The 17,474-nt window shown below is 66.4% G+C and carries 16 protein-coding genes; 7 read left to right on the plus strand and 9 right to left on the minus strand.

Annotated features, from left to right (window positions below):
• Positions 1-36: 36 nt before the first annotated feature.
• Positions 37-1,077 (plus strand): tRNA (adenosine(37)-N6)-threonylcarbamoyltransferase complex transferase subunit TsaD, encoded by a 1,041-nt coding sequence (gene tsaD / locus ACT89O_RS08030; RefSeq protein WP_056058330.1) that lies wholly within the window; start codon positions 37-39, stop codon positions 1,075-1,077.
• A 65-nt stretch (positions 1,078-1,142) separates the two neighbouring features.
• Here tsaD and ACT89O_RS08035 read toward each other — a convergent pair whose 3' ends face one another.
• Genes ACT89O_RS08035 through ACT89O_RS08060 form a run of 6 tightly spaced genes read right to left on the minus strand, consistent with a single transcriptional unit; the run spans position 1,143 to position 7,126 of the window.
• Positions 1,143-2,594 carry an aldehyde dehydrogenase gene (locus ACT89O_RS08035; RefSeq protein ID WP_487262297.1) on the minus strand — a complete coding sequence of 484 codons (1,452 nt, stop codon included), beginning with the start codon at positions 2,592-2,594 and terminating at the stop codon, positions 1,143-1,145.
• Positions 2,595-2,642: 48 nt separating this feature from the next.
• Positions 2,643-3,353 (minus strand): ABC transporter ATP-binding protein, encoded by a 711-nt coding sequence (locus ACT89O_RS08040; protein ID WP_487262298.1) that lies wholly within the window; start codon positions 3,351-3,353, stop codon positions 2,643-2,645.
• The gene (locus ACT89O_RS08045; RefSeq protein WP_487262299.1) at positions 3,350-4,111 is read right to left on the minus strand and encodes an ABC transporter ATP-binding protein; all 762 of its coding nucleotides are present in this window, start codon (positions 4,109-4,111) and stop codon (positions 3,350-3,352) included. The genes ACT89O_RS08040 and ACT89O_RS08045 overlap by 4 nt, the downstream gene beginning before the upstream one ends.
• The gene (locus ACT89O_RS08050) at positions 4,104-5,036 is read right to left on the minus strand and encodes a branched-chain amino acid ABC transporter permease (RefSeq protein WP_487262300.1); all 933 of its coding nucleotides are present in this window, start codon (positions 5,034-5,036) and stop codon (positions 4,104-4,106) included. Before ACT89O_RS08050 ends, ACT89O_RS08045 begins: the two co-directional genes overlap by 8 nt.
• Entirely contained in the window at positions 5,033-5,911 is an 879-nt protein-coding gene (locus ACT89O_RS08055; RefSeq protein WP_108498983.1) for a branched-chain amino acid ABC transporter permease, read from the minus strand. Before ACT89O_RS08055 ends, ACT89O_RS08050 begins: the two co-directional genes overlap by 4 nt.
• Before the next feature lie 6 nt (positions 5,912-5,917).
• Positions 5,918-7,126 carry an amino acid ABC transporter substrate-binding protein gene (locus ACT89O_RS08060; protein WP_306554799.1) on the minus strand — a complete coding sequence of 403 codons (1,209 nt, stop codon included), beginning with the start codon at positions 7,124-7,126 and terminating at the stop codon, positions 5,918-5,920.
• Positions 7,127-7,345: 219 nt separating this feature from the next.
• On the opposite strand from ACT89O_RS08060, the gene ACT89O_RS08065 reads away from it, so the two are divergent.
• From ACT89O_RS08065 to ACT89O_RS08085, 5 genes are all read left to right on the plus strand, one after another.
• The gene (locus ACT89O_RS08065) at positions 7,346-8,326 is read left to right on the plus strand and encodes an AraC-like ligand-binding domain-containing protein (RefSeq protein WP_228900112.1); all 981 of its coding nucleotides are present in this window, start codon (positions 7,346-7,348) and stop codon (positions 8,324-8,326) included.
• Between the two features lie 352 nt (positions 8,327-8,678).
• Positions 8,679-10,133, plus strand: coding sequence for an efflux transporter outer membrane subunit (locus ACT89O_RS08070; RefSeq protein ID WP_487262301.1), 1,455 nt, complete (start codon positions 8,679-8,681; stop codon positions 10,131-10,133).
• A 67-nt stretch (positions 10,134-10,200) separates the two neighbouring features.
• Positions 10,201-11,589: an efflux RND transporter periplasmic adaptor subunit gene (locus ACT89O_RS08075; protein ID WP_487262302.1), complete on the plus strand. Its 1,389-nt coding sequence runs from the start codon at positions 10,201-10,203 to the stop codon at positions 11,587-11,589.
• Positions 11,586-12,362, plus strand: a complete 777-nt coding sequence (locus ACT89O_RS08080; protein WP_431152360.1) for an ABC transporter ATP-binding protein — start codon at positions 11,586-11,588, stop codon at positions 12,360-12,362. Before ACT89O_RS08075 ends, ACT89O_RS08080 begins: the two co-directional genes overlap by 4 nt.
• Positions 12,362-13,567 carry an ABC transporter permease gene (locus ACT89O_RS08085; RefSeq protein WP_146871519.1) on the plus strand — a complete coding sequence of 402 codons (1,206 nt, stop codon included), beginning with the start codon at positions 12,362-12,364 and terminating at the stop codon, positions 13,565-13,567. Before ACT89O_RS08080 ends, ACT89O_RS08085 begins: the two co-directional genes overlap by 1 nt.
• A gap of 83 nt (positions 13,568-13,650) precedes the next feature.
• On the opposite strand, the gene ACT89O_RS08090 is transcribed toward ACT89O_RS08085, so the two are convergent.
• On the minus strand, positions 13,651-14,043 hold the full coding sequence (locus ACT89O_RS08090; RefSeq protein ID WP_121507090.1) for an Hsp20/alpha crystallin family protein: 393 nt from the start codon (positions 14,041-14,043) through the stop codon (positions 13,651-13,653).
• Between the two features lie 92 nt (positions 14,044-14,135).
• Here ACT89O_RS08090 and ACT89O_RS08095 point away from each other — a divergent pair, with 92 nt between their 5' ends.
• The gene (locus tag ACT89O_RS08095) at positions 14,136-15,482 is read left to right on the plus strand and encodes a branched-chain amino acid ABC transporter substrate-binding protein (protein WP_487262303.1); all 1,347 of its coding nucleotides are present in this window, start codon (positions 14,136-14,138) and stop codon (positions 15,480-15,482) included.
• Positions 15,483-15,553: 71 nt separating this feature from the next.
• On the opposite strand, the gene ACT89O_RS08100 is transcribed toward ACT89O_RS08095, so the two are convergent.
• Together ACT89O_RS08100 and ACT89O_RS08105 are read right to left on the minus strand one after the other, a co-directional pair.
• Positions 15,554-16,324, minus strand: coding sequence for an ABC transporter permease (locus tag ACT89O_RS08100; RefSeq protein WP_369801391.1), 771 nt, complete (start codon positions 16,322-16,324; stop codon positions 15,554-15,556).
• Positions 16,321-17,301: an ABC transporter ATP-binding protein gene (locus ACT89O_RS08105; protein ID WP_228900101.1), complete on the minus strand. Its 981-nt coding sequence runs from the start codon at positions 17,299-17,301 to the stop codon at positions 16,321-16,323. The genes ACT89O_RS08100 and ACT89O_RS08105 overlap by 4 nt, the downstream gene beginning before the upstream one ends.
• Positions 17,302-17,474 lie beyond the last annotated feature (173 nt).

Here is a 17,474-nt window from a genome sequence, read left to right on the forward strand (position 1 = left end):
CCGACCCTGAACGGGGCCGGGTTTTACACTCGGGGCATGAGTTTGCTGATCCTCGGTATTGAATCTTCGTGCGACGAAACGGGCGTGGCATTGGTCCGTTCCACGGGCAATGCCGTGCCCACGTTGCTGTCGCACGCGCTGCACAGCCAGATTGAGATGCACCAGGCCTACGGTGGCGTGGTGCCCGAGCTGGCCAGCCGTGACCACATCCGCCGCGTGTTGCCGTTGGCCACGCAGGTGCTGACCGAGTCCGGCCAGTCGCTGGCCGATGTGGACGTGGTGGCCTACACCCGCGGGCCGGGCCTGGCCGGTGCGCTGCTGGTGGGGGCGGGCGTGGCGTGCGCGTTGGGCGCTGCACTGGACAAGCCGGTGCTGGGCGTGCACCACCTGGAGGGGCACCTGCTGTCGCCCTTCCTCAGCGCCGACCCGCCTGAATTCCCTTTTGTGGCCCTGTTGGTATCAGGCGGTCACACCCAGCTGATGCGTGTGGACGGCGTGGGCCGCTACGAGATCCTGGGTGAGACCATTGACGATGCGGCTGGCGAGGCGTTCGACAAGTCCGCCAAGCTCATGGGCCTGGGCTACCCGGGTGGGCCAGCGCTCTCGCGCCTGGCTGAGCAGGGCGATGCCGCAGCCTTCAAGCTGCCGCGCCCGCTGTTGCACAGTGGCAACCTCGATTTCTCTTTTGCCGGGCTCAAGACGGCGGTGCTCACGCAGGCCAAGAAGCTGGGTGACGAACTGGAGGCACGCAAGGCCGACTTGGCCGCCAGCACGGAGGCTGCGATTGTCGAAGTGCTGGTGAAGAAGACGCTGGCCGCGCTCAAGCAGACCGGCCTGAAGCGCGTGGTGGTGGCCGGTGGTGTGGGGGCCAACCGGCACCTGCGCGCGCAGCTCAACACGTCCTGTGCCGCCGCCAAGGTGCGGGTGCACTACCCTGAGCTGCACCTGTGCACCGACAACGGCGCCATGATTGCCATGGCGGCGGCCATGCGGCTGCAGGCAGGGCAGCAGCAGGCCAACACCGACTACGCCTTTGACGTGAAGCCGCGCTGGCCGCTGGATGCGATCACGGTTTGACTATCTGAATAAAAAAGGCCGCTACCGCCTGTCCAGCAAGCGTTAGCAGCTATCTTTTTTGATTTTCAAAAGGGGTAGTGGCGGGGTGTCGTCTGCACCGTGATCCAGCGCAACTCGGTGAACTCGCGCACGCCCGCCATGCCGCCAAAGCGGCCGTAACCCGAACTTTTCACGCCACCAAACGGCATCTGCCCTTCGTCGTGCACCGTGGGGCCGTTGATGTGGCAGATGCCCGACTCGATGCGCGCCGCCACATTCCAGGCCTTGGCTACGTCGCGGCTGAACACGGCGGATGACAGGCCGAACTCGTTGTCGTTGGCGCAGGCAATGGCTTCCTCGACACCATTCACGCGCACCACGGGTTTGACGGGGCCGAAGGATTCTTCGCGGTAGATGTCCATCGCGGACGTCACGTGGTCGAGCACCGTGGCCTGCATCAGCGTGCTGTCGCTCTTGCCGCCGCAGACCAGCTTGGCGCCCTTGGCCAGCGCGTCGTCGATGAGGGCGTTGCAGCGGTGCACGGTGGCCATGTCCACCACCGATCCCAGCACCACTGGGCCCTTGCGTGGGTCGCCCAGGGGCAGGGATTGGGCACGCGCACCGAGCTTCGCCACGAACTCGTCGGCCACGGCGTTGTCCACGATGATGCGTTCGGTGGACATGCAGATCTGGCCCGAGTTGGCGAATGCGCCGAACACGGTGCCTGCGACAGCGGCGTCGATGTCCGCGTCATCCAGCACCAGCAGAGGGGCCTTGCCGCCCAGCTCCAGCACCACGGGCTTGAGGTACTTGGCGCAGGTCTGCGCAATGATGCGGCCCACCTTGGTGGAGCCGGTGAAGTTGACGCGGCGCACTGCCGGATGGGCCACGATGGCTTCGACCACAGCGCCTGCATCCGCCGGAGCGTTGGTCACAAAGTTCACCACGCCAGCAGGCAAACCGGCCTCCTGCAGCGCCTCGATGATGAGGCCGTGTGTGGCAGGGCACAGTTCCGACCCTTTCAGGATCACCGTGTTGCCGCAGGCCAGCGGGGTGGCGATGGCGCGCACGCCCAGGATGACAGGTGCGTTCCACGGTGCAATGCCCAGCACTACGCCCGCCGCCTGGCGCACACCCATGGCCAGGCTGCCGGGCACGTCGGACGGAATCACTTCGCCTGCAATCTGCGTGGTCAGGGCGGCGGCTTCTTGCAGCAGGCCGGCAGCCAGGTGCACGTTGAAACCGGCCCACATGCCCGAGGCGCCGGTCTCGGCCGCCATGGCCACCGCAAAGTCGGCCGTGCGGGCCTCCAGCGCATGTGCTGCCTTGAGCAGCAGCGCGCGGCGCGCGTTGGGGCCCAGGGCCGACCAGGCCGGGAAGGCCTTGGCGGCCGCGTCGGCAGCGGCCTTGGCGTCTGCCACGCTGGCAGCGGGTGCCGTGGTGGCGACCGATCCGTCCAGCGGGTTGCGACGCTCAAACGTGGCGCCGCCCGTGGCTTGCACGCGCTCGCCGTTGATCAACATGGCAATGGCAGTCATGGATGAAAGCTCCTAAAAAGAACGGATGAAAAAAGGTGGGGAAGGTATTCAGGCCACGCCCAGGTAGGCCTGGCGGACCACGTCGGACTGCAGCAGGGTTGATGCTTCGCCCGAGGCCACGATGCGCCCGCGTTCCAGCACATAGCCGCGCTGGGCCACCTGCAGCGCCTTGCGCACGTTCTGCTCCACCATGAGCACGGTGACGCCTTGTGCGGCGATGCGCTGCACGATGGCGAGCAGCTCATCGACCATGCGGGGTGCCAGGCCCAGCGAGGGCTCGTCCAGCATCAGCAGGCGCGGGCCGCTCATCATGGCGCGGGCCACGGCGACCATCTGCTGCTCGCCGCCGCTCATGGTGCCGGCTAGCTGTGAGGCGCGTTCTTTGAGGCGGGGAAAGTCTTCAAACGCCTGGTGCAACCGCTCGGCGCGCACCCGCGACGGCACCAGCCAGCCGCCCAGCTCCAGGTTTTCGGCCACCGTCATCTGCGGGAACAGCTGGCGACCTTCGGCGACCAGCGCCAGGCCGCGTTGCACGCAGGCCGTGGCGTTCATCGCAGGCACGGCCTGGCCGTCGAGCGTCACCACGCCCTGGCGCGGCAGCAGGCCCGCCAGGGCCTTGAGCAGCGTGGTCTTGCCCGCGCCGTTGGGGCCCACGATGACGGTGATGCCGGGCGCGGCTTCCAGTGCCAGGTCTTGCAGCACCTGAAAGCCGTGGTAGCCCGTGGTCAGGTTCTGCACGGAGAGGTGTGCGCCGCTCATGCCGTGGCTCCTTGTTCTTTGCCGCTGGTCATTTCGTCACCCAGATAGGCCTCGATCACCTGCGGGTCGCGCACCACCTCGGCGGGTGTGCCGTCGGCAATCTTGCGGCCCTGGTGCAGCACCAGCACGCGCTCCACGTACTTGAGCAGCGTGGTCACCGCGTGCTCGATCCACACCACCGTCAGACCCCAGTCGTCGCGCAGGCGGCGGATGCGCTGGGCCATGGCGTCCACCTCGGCCTCTGTCAGGCCCGCAGCCACCTCGTCGAGCAGCAGCAGGCGCGGGCGTGTGCCCAGGGCCATGCCAATCTCCAACAGGCGCTGCTGCGACGGCGTCACGTCGGCGGCGGGGCGGTCGGCCAGGTGCGCCAGGCCCAGCATGGCCAGGATCTCGCCCTCGCTGCGCAGGCCCTCGGGCCCCTGGCGGTGGCGGCCTGCGAACTGCATGCCAAAGCGCAAGTTGTCGCGCACCGTCATGTCGGGGAACACGCGCGGCGTCTGGAAGGTGCGGGCAATACCGTGGGCTGCATAGTGGTGCGGGCCCTTGCCGGTCAGGTTGTCGGCACCACAGTGCAGCGTGCCCGAGGTAGGCGGTTGCACGCCCGAGATGGCGTTGAAGAACGTGGTCTTGCCCGCACCGTTGGGGCCGATGATGCCGATCAGCTCGCCCGTGTGCAGCGTGGCGCTCACGCCATCCACGGCAGTCAGGCCGCCAAAGCGCACGGTCACGCTGTCAATGGTCAAAAGTGCTTCAGCCATGGTGCGCTCCCTCGGCAGGCTTGCGCCGTTGCCACAGTGTGGCCAGGCCATTGGGCAGGTACATCACGCACAGAATCAGCAGCAGGCCCAGCACCATCATGTAGCCGTAAGGCAGCTGCAGGCGCAGGGTTTCGGCCAGCAGGCTGAAAACGATGGCCGCCAGGATGGGGCCGCCAATGCTGGTCGCGCCGCCAATCAGTGCGATCAGCACGGTCTGGAAGCCGATGAAGGGGCTGAACACGGCTGCGGGCTCGATGTAGGTCCAGCGCACGGCCATGGCCGCGCCCACGGCGCCTGCAAAGGCGGCGGTGATGCCAAAGCCCGCGATCTTGGCTAGGCGCGTGTCCACGCCCAGCGTCTGGGCGCGCTGCTCGTCGGCGCCGATGCCTGCCAGTGCGAGGCCAAACCGGCTGCGCTGGATGGCAATGGCCGCGGCAATAGCCGCTGCGGCAATCAGCAGCACCGTGAGGTACACCGTCTCGTTGCTGGGCACCACCGTGAGCACGCGGCCCACGGTGCCAGAGACCTGCTTTTCGACAAAGGTGACGGCATGGCGGATCAACTCCGTCATGCCGAAGGTGAGCACTGCAAAGTAGGTGCCGCGCAGGTGCAGGACGGCAGCCCCCATCACCACGGCCACGATGGAGGCGATCAGTGCGCCGCTCAGTATCACCAGCGGCCAGGGCAGCACGCCCAGTAGCGTGGCGCTGGTGTACGCACCAATGCCGAAGAAAGCCGACGTGGCGAGTGAGAGGTAGCGGGTGGCACCGCAGAACAGCGACCAGCTGGTGGCCAGCGCGATGTACATCAGGCAGCTGAGCAGCACCGAGGTGGCGAACTCGGACACCAGCCAGGGCAAGGTGGCGACCACGGCCACCCCCGCTGCCAGTGCGAGCCAGGGCTTGTTGGAATGGAGGAGTTTCATTTCTTGCTAAACAAACCGTTGGGGCGCCAGATCAGCACGCCGATGAACACTGCATAGCTCAGTAACATCTTGAGAGACGGGCTGCTGAAGTGCATACCCAAAGCCTCGACCACGCCCAGCAGCAAGCCACCGGCCAGACTGCCTGCCAGGCTGCCAAAGCCGCCCAGCGTGATCACGATCAGCGCCGTCACGGTGTAGGGCTCACCCATCGACGGAGAAATCTCATACGTCATCGACAGCAACGCCCCCGCCACGCCCGAGAGGCCCAGGCCAATGCCAAACATCATCGGGTGCAGCCGCCGCGTGTTGATGCCCACCAGCTGCGCGCCCGTGGGCGACTGCATCAGCGCCCTCACCGCCTTGCCCAGCAGCGTGAGCTTGAGCAGCGCAATCAGCGCGGCCGACAGCGCCAGTGCCACGCCAAACAGCACCAGCTTGTTTTCAGTGAAGCGCATGCCTGCAATCTGCACCGGGTCGGCCAGGTATTCATAGCCACGCAGGTCACCGCCCCAGATCAGGAGCGCGGTGTTCTGCACCAGGAACATGAGGCCAAAGCCCACCATCAGGCTGCGCGCCTCGAACACATCCACATTGGGTGCGCGGGCGGCCAGGCGCTTGAAGCACAGCGCATGCACCACCACGCCCAGCGCAAACAGCGCGATGAAAGCCAGCGGCATCAGCAGCAGCGGCGAGATGCCCCACAGGGTGTGCGCGGACCAGGTGAGGAAGGCGCCCAGCATCAGGAACTCGCCATGCGAGATGTTCATGATGCGCATCAGCCCGTACTGCAGGTTCAGGCCCATGGCCACCAGCGCATAGATGCCACCGGTAATGAGGCCACTGGCGACCAGTTCGGCCCAGGAGGTCAGGGACATTCCGGGTTACTTCCAGGCTGGCTTGTTGGTGTTGAGCTGCGCCGTGGCGCGGTCTTTGGGCCACACGACTTCGAAGTCGCTGCCCTGCCACTGGCTCACGGTGCCGGGGATGGAGGCGTTCTCGCTGCCCTGGAATCGAATACCACCCAGGATGGTTTGGAACTCGTTCTTGGCGATGTGTTCGCGCAGTGCCTTGCGGTCCAGGCCCACCTTTTCCACGGCCTGCTGCAGGATCTGCAGGCCGGCCCACGCGTGGCCGCTGGCCCAGCGGTCGGGCTCCTTGTTGAACTTCTTCACGTGGGCGTCGAAGTACGCCTTGGCCTCGGGGCTGGTCTTCACGCTCCACGAGCCCATGCCAATCACGCCCTCGGTGTTGGCCTGCATCACGTTCTTGTAGAGCTGGAAGGCCGTGCCCACCGATGCGTAGAAGAACTTGGGGTTCAGTCCCACCTCGCGCGCCTGGCGGCTGGCCAGGATGGTGTCGGGAGGGTAGGTGATACCGATGAAGGCGTCAGGGTTCTGGTCCTTGATGCCGCGCAGCACGGGCGCCAGGTCCTTCACGCCCAGCGGGTAGCTTTTGCGCTCCAGCACCTGGATGCTGGTCTTCTTGAGGGCGTTGTTCAGCGCGGCGAAGTTCTCCAGGCCAAACAGGTCGTCCATGTAGACGATGGCAATGGTCTTGACATTGTTGGCCACCAGCATGTCCACCAGCGCACCCATCATCTTGTCGGGCTGCTGCAGCAGCGAGAAGAAGTAGGGCAGGTTCATGTCGATCAGCTTGCGCGACAGCGCCGTGGGCGCCAGCAGCGGGTAGCCAAAGCGGTTGGCCAGCGGCGCGATGGCGAAGTTGGCGCCCGAACCCCAGGGCGGCAGGATCAGGTCCACCTTGTCGCTGCCCATCAGCTTTTCGTAGGTGCGCACGCAGGTCTCGGTCTCGCTGCGGTCGTCGTAGCCGATGAGTTCGATGGGGCGCTTGGTGCCCTTCACACTCAGGCCGCCCGCCGCGTTCACCTGTTCGGCCCACAGCAGGTAGTTGGGCTCCTGGCTGACCTGGGCGCCGGCCGCCCATGGGCCGGTGCGGGCGATGGCGTAGCCGATGCGCACGGGTGCCGCGCTGCTGCCTTGGGCCCACAGTTGCGGGGCCACGGCCAGGGTGCCGACCGTGGCGGCGGCCCCTTTGATCCACTGGCGCTTGGAGGGTTGGTGTGCTGTCATTGTGTGTCTCCTCGGATGGGGCCTGCGTGGTGCACGCCGTGCCGGGAATCGTAGGCAGACGCGTTCATGTGCGCTGCGCTCAGCGTGCACAAAACGCTTGCCTCAGCGTGCAGGCGGCAGCGGGTTTACCCGGATTTCCCTCGGTGGCACGGGGTAACGGGGCGTCCGATAATTCAGCCGCATAACCATCAGGCTTGCGCAACCCGCACTGGAGACACCATGGCCCATCCCCTGACCGAGGTATCCACCGACGCCGTGCCTGCGCGCGACCGCCTGCACCTGTGGGGCGATGCGGTGTGGCGCCTGATTGGCGGGCTGGAGTCCGACGCGTTTGGTGACGATGCCTTTGCAGGCCACATCACCTCGGGCCAGGCGGGCTATGTGAACCTGTGCCAGCTGGACGTGAGCCGCCACCGCGTGGTGCGCACCCCCAGCCTCATCCGGGGCAGCGACCGGGCCTACATCAAGGTGGTGGCGCAGCTGGAGGGGCGCGCGTGCTTTGAGCAGAACGGCCGCCAGGTATGGTTGTCGCCGGGTGAGTGGAGCGTGTACGACACCACACGCGCCTACGCCGTGAGCAACCCCGAGGCCGTGCGCCAGATGGTGCTGATGATCCCCAAGGAACAACTGCCCGAGCGCAAGCTCAAGCTCGATGACCTGATGGTGCAGCGCTTCTCGGGTACATCGGGCGTGTCGCGGCTGGCCTGGGACACCATGCGCGCCGCGTTTGCCGAGCTGCCCACCATGTCCGACGCAGCCGCCGATGGCGTGGCCGATGTGATCACGCACCTGGTGCAGCTGTCGCTGCTGGAGCGCAACGGGCAGCAGAGCCTGCTGTCGCAGCGCGAGGCCCTGCGTGACCGCATCAGCCAGTACATCGACCGCCACCTGGGTGACCCCGACCTCACCATCGACCGCATGGCCCAGGCGCTCAACTGCAGCAAGCGGCACCTGTACAACGCGGTGGCTGATGACGAGGAAACCCTGGCCGCGATGATCCAGCGCCGCCGCCTGGAGGCCTGTCTGCGCGACCTGCGCCACCCGGCGCATGCGCAGCGCTCGGTCACCGACATTGCACTGTCATGGGGCTTCAGCAACAGCGCGCATTTCAGCCGCGCGTTCCGCTCGCATGTGGGGTGCAGCCCCAGCGAGTACAGGGTGCGAGCGGGGCTGTCTCTGGGCTTGGCGCACGCGCACTGAGGGCCAGGTGTTCCGAGCTGGAGATTCGTTTTATATAGACGCCGAGAATCGCCGCCATGCAGCGTTGCAAATCCTCGCGATAGATATGGCTATCGCTGCGGTTTGCGCCTTGCCTGACGACGATTTCGGCATCTTTATTTCATCAACGAACTTCCAACTCGGGACACTCGCGAGGCGGGCGTCGGCCGTCTGTCCGCTGGCGAACCGATAGCCAAGTTTTTTGATGGGGCCACGCCGGTGGTTGGTGACGCCTTTGCGTTGCATCAATTCTTTACCTGGGGTTGACCCTTTCGGTACGTTTTGACCTGAATGGCTCCTCACAATCGGGTTTTCCCTCGAGCGATGCCTTTCCATGAGTCCTTCCCATCGCGTCACTGTCGACGTCTTGCGCGCCCACCCCAGGTGCAGCGCACCGCGTGTACAGATAGCGCTCGCCGCGCTGCTGGTATTGGTGATCTCGGGCTGTGCAAGCCTGGAGCCCAAGGATAGCCAGTTGCCCGCCGTCGCCGTGCCAGCGGCGTGGGCTGCGGGCGCGGGTGGCAATACAACTCCCGATCAGGGTGCCACGTCTTTGGCCCAGTGGTGGCAGCGTTTTGACGACCCTTCGCTCACCACGCTGGTAGAACAAGCCCTGCGGGCCAACACCAACGTGCGCACCGCCCAGGCCGCGCTGCAGCAGGCGCGTGCGCAGGTGGATGTGCAATCGGCCGGCCTGTTGCCCAGCGTGGGTGCATCGGCTTCGGCACAGCGCAGCAGGGCCAGCAACAGCACGGGCAACACCTTCCAGGCCGGTTTTGATGCGAGCTGGGAGCCCGATGTGTTTGGCCGCCTGCGCAGCGGCGTGAGCGCCAGCGAGGCTGACGCCCGCGCGGCAGAGGCCAGCCTGGCCGATGTGCAGGTGTCGCTGGCGGCCGAGGTGGCCGTCAACTACATCGAGCTGCGCGGGCTGCAGCAGCGCCTGGCCATTGCGCGCAGCAACCTGGCCAGCCAGCAGGAGACCTTGCAGATCACCCAGTGGCGCCTGCAGGCCGGGCTCACCACCTCGCTCGTCACCGAGCAGGCCCGTGCAGCGGCCGAGCAGACCGCGGCGCAGATTCCCAGCCTGGAAGCCAGTCTGGCTCAGTCGCGCTACAGCCTGGCCGTGCTGACAGGCCAGGTGCCCGGCGCGCTCGACGCTCCCCTGGCAGCCAGTGCCCCCGTACCGCAGCCAACTGCAGAACTGGCGCTGGCGATCCCGGCCGAGACGCTGCGCCAGCGGCCCGATGTGCGTGTGGCCGAGCAGCGCATTGCCGCCGCCCTGGCGCGTGTGTCGCAGGCAGATGCCGCGCGCTACCCCAGCTTCTCTCTTGGTGGCTCGCTGGGCCTGCGCGCCCTCACGCTGGGGGCCTTGTCGGGCGGCAGTGCCGTGACCAGTGCCTTGCTGGGCAGCGTGTCCATCCCGCTGCTGGATGGCGGCGCCGCCCGCGCGCAGGTGCGTGTGCAGTCTGCCGCGCTGGAGCAGGCCCGTGTGGCCTACGAAGCCACCGTGCTCACGGCCCTGCAGGATGTGGAGAACGCGCTGGTGGCCTTGCGTGGCGACAGGGAAAAACTGGAACGACTGACGGCGGCCGCTGACGCCGCCCGCAACGCCGCGCTGCTGGCGCAGCAGCGCTACAGCAGTGGGCTGATCGACTTTCAGGCGGTGCTGGAGACCCAGCGCACGCTGCTGTCCACGCAAGAGAGCGTGGCCACCACCACCGCTGCCGTCGCGGCAGACCATGTGCGTCTCTACAAGGCGTTGGGCGGCGGCTGGGCTGTAGCCGAATGAACAGCTGACAGCCCTTCCACACGCCCACTCCATTGCCTGCCAGCCCCCATTTTCTGATTCACGTCCCATGCCAAATTCCGACACTTCAGCTTCTTCTGCACCCGCCAAATCCGCCCCTGCCGACCTGAGCGCCTTGCTGGGTGCCGACCGGCCCTGCCGCTGGTGGCAGCGCACTACCGTGTGGCTGGGGGTGGCCGCGCTCGTGGTGGTGGGCGGTGGCTTGTACGCATGGCAATCGCGCCAGAGCGCCAGCACTGCACCCACCTATGTCACCGAAGAGCTGCGCCGGGGCAATCTCACACTCACCGTGTCTGCCAACGGCACGCTGCAGCCCACGCGCTCGGTCACCATTGGCAGCGAGCTGTCGGGCACCGTGCGCAACGTGCTGGTGGACGTGAACGACAAGGTCAAGAAGGGACAGCTGCTGGTGGAGCTGGACACCGCCAAGCTCGAATCGCAGGTGCTGCGCTCGCGCGCCTCGCTGGCGTCGGCGCAGGCCCGCCTGGCCCAGGCCGTGGCCACCACCAAGGAGGCCATTGCCAACTTTGGCCGGCTCGAAGAAGTGGCCCGCCTGTCCGGCGGCAAGGTGCCCTCGGCCTCCGAGCTGGACGCAGGCCGCGCCACGCTGGACCGCGCCCGCGCCGATGAAACCAGCGCCCGCGCCACGGTGGAAGACGCACGCGCCGCGCTGTCCACCGACGAGACCAACCTGTCCAAGGCCTCCATCCGCTCGCCCATCGACGGTGTGGTGCTGACCCGCACGGTGGAGCCTGGCAACGCCGTGGCCGCTTCGCTGCAAGCGGTGACGCTGTTCACCGTGGCCGAGGACCTCACGCGGCTGCGGCTGGATGTGAGCGTGGACGAGGCCGACGTGGGATCGGTCAAGGTGGGTCAGGACGCGAGCTTCACGGTCAGTGCCTATCCCTCGCGCCGCTACCCGGCCCAGGTCACGCGCGTTTCGTTTGGTTCCACCAAGACGGACAACGTGGTCACCTACATCACTTGGCTGGAGGTGAACAACAGCGACATGAGCCTGCGCCCTGGCATGACGGCGGCGGCCACCATCACTTCCACTGAACGCAAGGACGTGCTGCTGGTGCCCAACACGGCGCTGCGCTTCACGCCTGCGCAGGCCGCAGGGGCCGATGCGAAGCCCGGAGCGGGTGGTGCCAAGCCCGGCGCGTCGGGCAGCGGCAGTGGTGGCGGCATCATGTCGCAGCTCATGCCGCGCATGCCACGGTCTGGCTCGGGCCCACGCAAGCCGGGTGCGGGGGGCGAGGCGGGCGATGGCGCGGGCAAGACGCGGCAGGTGTGGGTGCTGCAGGACGGTGCCGCCAAGCCCATCGATGTGCAGGTGGGCATCAGCGATGGCCGCCATACCGAGGTCACGGGCGAGGGCCTCACGCCCGGCATGGCCGTGATCACCGACCAGCGCGCGGCCGGGGCCAAGCCATGAGCGTGGCGGGCGACACCCCCATCATCCGCCTGCGTGGCGTGACCAAGGTCTATGGCGAAGGGGCGCTGGCCTTTCAGGCGCTCAAGGGCGTGGACCTGGACATTGCACAGGGCGACTTTGTGGCCATCATGGGCCCCAGCGGCTCGGGCAAGTCCACGGCCATGAACACGCTGGGCTGCCTGGACCGGCCCACCACGGGCGAATACCTGTTCAAGGGCGTGCATGTGGAGTCGCTCTCGCGCGACGAGCGGGCACGGCTGCGGCGGCGCTACTTTGGCTTTGTGTTCCAGGGCTTCAACCTGCTGGCGCGCACCTCGGCGCAAGAGAATGTGGAGCTGCCTCTGCTGTACCGGGGCGAGTCCGCCACCGCGCGCCACGCGGCGGCCGCGCGTGCGCTGGAGGCCGTGGGCCTCAAGGGCTGGGAGCACCACACGCCCGCCGAGCTGTCGGGCGGGCAGCAGCAGCGCGTGGCTATTGCGCGCGCCATCGTCACCGAGCCCGATGTGCTGCTGGCCGACGAGCCCACCGGCAACCTCGACACCCAGCGCAGTGTCGAGATCATGGAACTGCTGTGGCGCCTGAACGCCGACCACGGCATCACCGTGCTAATGGTCACGCACGAGCCCGACATGGCGCAGTATGCGCGGCGCATCGTGCGGTTTGTGGATGGCGTGGTGGACAGCGACGCGCCCAACCCGCACCCCAAGGGCCTGGACGCTGATGCTGTATCGAACGTATCGAATGTGGTCACTGCGGATTCAGGGGGCCACTGATGTTGCTCAACACCCTGCTGCTGGCGCTGCGCTCCATCCGGCGCAACCTGATGCGCTCTTTCCTCACCATCCTGGGCATCGTGATCGGCGTGAGCGCGGTGATCACCATGGTCACGCTGGGCAACGGCGCCACGCTGGCCATTCAGAACCAGATATCCGGCCTGGGCACCAACCTGCTGCAGGTGCGCCCCGGCCAGCGCATGGGGCCCGGCGGCGGCACCGGCGCCCCGGCCTTCAAGGACACCGATGCCGACGTGATCGCGCAGCAGATCGGCGGCATCCTGGCCGTGGCGCCCGAGGCGCGCGCCGCCGCCACCGCCGTGGTGGGCGGGCGCAACTGGACGACCAGCGTGATCGGCAGCACCAACGCCTGGCTGGAGACCGGCAATTGGACGGTGCGCACTGGCCGCGTCTTTACCGACGCCGAATTGCGCGCGGGCGCCGCCGTGTGCCTGATCGGCGAAACCGTGCGGCGCGAGCTGTTTGGCACGGCCGATGCCGTGGGCGGCCAGTTGCGCGTGAAGGCGTTTTCGTGCGAAGTGGTGGGTGTGCTCGCGTCCAAAGGGCAGGGCGCGTTTGGCAACGACCAGGACGACACCGTGCTGGTGCCGCTGCGCACGCTGCAGCGCCGCGTGACGGGCAACACGCGGGTGAACACGCTGCTGGTGTCGATGAAGGACGGCAGCGACCCCGAGCGGGTGAAGGCCAGCCTCACGCAGTTGCTGCGCGAGCTGCGCAAGCTGTCGGACTCGGACGAAGACAACTTCAATGTGCTCGACACCAAGCAGCTGGCCGACACGCTCTCGGGCACCACCAAGGTGCTGACCACGCTGCTGGGCGCCGTGGCCGCAGTGAGTCTGCTGGTGGGCGGCATCGGCATCATGAACATCATGCTGGTGAGCGTGACCGAGCGCACGCGCGAGATCGGCCTGCGCCTAGCCATCGGTGCGCTGGAGCGCGAGGTGCTGCTGCAGTTTCTGATCGAGGCCGTGGTGCTGGCCGCGCTGGGCGGGCTTATCGGCATCGTGCTGGCCACGGGCGCGTCGCTCGCGCTGTCGGGGCTGATGGGGGTGCCCTACCTGTTCAACCCCGGCGTGAACCTGCTGTCGTTCCTTTTCTCTGCGGGCATTGGCGTGGTGTTTGGCTACTTCCCGGCACGGCGCGCTGCCCGCATGGACCCCATCGATGCGCTGCGGCATGAGTAATGCATCGGGTCTGGAAAGAGAATTTGAATGAAAAACGCCCGTACCGCTGATGGTACGGGCGTTTTTAGCTATTAATTCAATAGTTAGTGGATCGTCAGCGTGGTGGCCTTGCTGGCAGGCTCCACCTTGGCCAGGGTCAGCGTCAGTACGCCGTTTTCCAGTTTGGCGCTACTGTTGGCGGCGTCGATGTCGGCGGCAAGCTCCCAGGCGCGCTGCACCTTGCGGGGGGCTCCTTCCACACTTTGCAGGCGCACCACGTTGCCTTCAATGCTGATCTGCAACTGCTCGCGGGCCAGGCCGGGCACATCCAGCTGCAAGGTGGTGGCTTTGTCGTCCTGCGTGACAGTGCAGCCTGCTGCAGAACGTGCGGCAGCGGGGTCGGCCAGCGTGCCCATCAGAAAACGCTGCAGTGCCAGGTCGGCGGAACGGGGTGCTTGGGCGTAGGCGGCGCGGCGGATCACGGGGGCGAAGATCATGGGGTACTCCTATACACTGCGCGGCTCTCGACGTGGTCGCCGCATGCCAAAGAGGTGTGTGCGGCCACGCCGCATTTCAAGGGAAAAATGGCATGAATAAATTGCACTCCGTGGGCTTGAAAACAGGCGCAGCGGCACTATGTCAATCCGTTTTGGCCGCAGCAGCCACGCTGTGCTGCGTGCTGCTGCCGGTGTCCGCCAGCCATGCCCAGGCTGCAGCGCCAGCCACTGCCGTGGCGCAGGCCAAGCCCGTGAAGGTGGCGCTCATCGAAAGCCTGTCGGGCGCATTTGCCAACACGGGCGAAGCGGTTTACCGCAACATCTACTGGGCCATGGAACGTGTGAACGCGCGGGGTGGCGTGCAGTTGCCAGCCGCTGCGGGTGGCCCCCGCCCGCTGGCGCTGGAGCGCTACGACAGCAAGGGCCAGAACGAAGAGGCGCTGTCGGCCCTGCGTGCGGCCATCGACGATGGCGCGCAGGTCATCCTGCAGGGCAATTCATCGGCTACGGCGGCGGTGCTGATCGAGGCGATCAACAAACACAACGAGCGTGAGCCGAACAAGCGCGTGATCTTTTTGAACTACTCGGCGGTGGACCCCATCCTCACCAACGAGAAGTGCAGCTTCTGGCACTTTCGTTTTGACGCCCATGCCGACATGCGCATGGCCGCGCTGATGGATGTGATGCGCGAAGACAAGTCCCTCAAAAGTGTGTACCTCATCGGCCAGGACTACAGCTTTGGCCAGGCCGTGCTGCGCGAGGCCAAGAAGCAGCTGGCCGCACAACGCCCAGATGTGGCGGTGGTGGGCGACGAGCTGCACCCGGTGGGCCGCGTGAAGGACTTTGCGCCCTACGCCGTCAAGATCAAGACCAGCGGCGCGCAGGCGGTGGTCACAGGCAACTGGGGCAATGACCTGACCCTGCTGGTGAAGGCCGCGCGGGAAGTGGGCTACGAGGGCAGCTTCTACACCTTCTATGGCAACGCGCTGGGTGCGCCCGCTGCCATGGGTGATGCAGGCATTGGCAAGGTGGTGGCGGTGGCCGACTGGCTGCCCAATGTGCCAGGCGCCCAGAGCGAGGCGTTCTACCAGTCTTTCCGCGAGCGTTTTCCCAAGCCGCAGGACGACTACGTGCACATGCGCATGCAGCTCATGGTGGAGGCGCTGGCCCAGTCCATCGAGCGTGCCGGCAGCACCGACGCCGTGGCCGTGGCGCGCCAGATGGAGAAGGCCGATGTGCGGCTCTCGGGCCAGGGCGGCAGCATGCGCGCGGCGGACCACCAGTTCCAACAGGCGCTGGTGGTGGGCGTGATGGACAAAAAAGGCGCACCGGGCGTGAAGTTTGATGTGGAAGGCTCGGGCTACGGCTTTCGCGTGGTGCGGCAGATTCCTGCTGCCAAGGCGCAGCAGCCGCACAGCTGCAGCATGCAGCGGTATTGAGTCCACGTCCTGAACCGTTCACGCTGAGCCCGCCGAAGGGGTCAGCGTGAATGTTTTTTGGGGCGGTGGGCTCAACGCCGGATGCGGCGCCCCGTCTTGAACACCCACCACACCACGACGAGGCACGCGGCCATGAACACCAGCGTCATGCCCGTGCTCACGCCAATGTGGACATCGGCCTGGCCATAGAACGCCCAGCGCAGTCCGCTGATGAGATAGACCACCGGGTTGAACAGCGAAACGGTCTGCCAGAACGGCGGCAGCATGTTGATGCTGTAGAACGCCCCGCCCAGAAAGGTCAGCGGCGTGATCACCAGCAGTGGGATGACCTGCAGCTTTTGGAAGCTGTCGGCCCACAGGCCGATGATGAAACCGAACAGGCAGAACGTGACTGCGGTGAGCACCAGGAAGCCCACCATCCACACCGGGTGCGCCACTTCGTAGGGCACAAACACCCGGGCCGTGGTGAGGATGAGCACCGACACCAGCAGCGATTTGCTGGCCGCTGCGCCCACGTAGCCCAGCAGCACCTCCACCCAGTTTACCGGCGCGCTGAGCAGCTCGTAGATGGTGCCGGACCACTTGGGCATGTAGATCCCGAAGGCCGAGTTGGAGATGCTCTCGGACAGCAGCGACAGCATGAGCAGGCCGGGGATGATGTAGGCGCCGTAACTTACGCCGCCGATGTCGCCCATGCGCGAGCCGATGGCAGAGCCGAACACGATGAAGTAGAGAGCGGTGGTGAGCACCGGCGCGATCAGGCTCTGCATCCAGGTGCGAAACGCACGGTTCATCTCAAAGCGGTAGATGGCGCTGACGCCATGCCAGTTCAGGCCGTTCATGCTTGGGGTGCTTTCTGCTGAGGGGTGTCCTGGTGCACCAGGCTCACAAAGATGTCTTCGAGCGAGCTTTCGCTGGAGTGCAGATCCTTGAAGTCAATGCCGTGCTCGGCCAGTGCGCGCAACAGTGCGGCAATGCCCGTGTCCTCCTGCTGCGTGTCGAAGGTGTAGGTCAGCGCGGTGCCGCCCTGGCTCAGCACGAGCGGCCAGCGTGCCAGCGCGTCGGGCACTTGGTCCATCGGCTGCTGCAGGGTGAGCGTGAGCTGCTTCTTGCCCAGCTTGCGCATCAGCACGTCCTTGTCTTCCACCACGATCAGCTCACCCTTGCGGATCACACCGATGCGGTCGGCCATGTCTTCGGCTTCTTCGATGTAGTGGGTGGTGAGGATGATGGTGGTTCCCGCGTCGCGCAACTCGCGTACCAGGCGCCACATGTCATGGCGCAGCTCCACGTCGACGCCAGCACTGGGTTCGTCCAGGAACAGGATCTTGGGCTCGTGCGACAGCGCCTTGGCGATCAGCACGCGGCGTTTCATGCCGCCCGACAGCGCGAGGATCTTGCTGTCCTTCTTGTCCCACAGCGACAGGTCCTTGAGGATCTTCTCGATGAACGCCGGGTTGGGCGCCTTGCCAAACAGGCCCCGGCTGAAGTTGACTGTGGCCCACACGGTTTCAAACGAATCGGTGTGCAGCTCTTGCGGCACGAGGCCAATGGCCGCGCGGGCGGCGCGGTAGTCGCGCACGGTGTCGTGGCCGTCTGCAGTGATGGAGCCAGCCGTGGCATTGCTCATGCCGCAGATCACGCTGATGAGCGTGGTCTTGCCCGCGCCGTTGGGCCCGAGCAGGGCAAATATTTCGCCGCGCCGGATGTCCAGGTCGATGTTCTTGAGCGCCTGAAAGCCGCCCGCGTAGGTTTTACTCACGCCGCGCACCCGGACGATGGCGTCCACAGCGGGCGTTGGAGAAGGTGATACAGGCATGAAGAAAAGGGGTGGGGTGGGGGTGGGCAAAGAGGTGTGCCGCTGCTGCAGGGCTGCCGGGCCAGCGGTCCAAGCCGGGCATTGTGGACTGACTTGCGCAAGCGCGCTTGCAGGCGCCGCCAAACCCCGCATCGGCCGCCCGGCCGTCCTCATGTCGGGCCTGCGGTGCGCCG

It is taken from the genome of Acidovorax sp. NN32 (genome assembly GCF_057597245.1).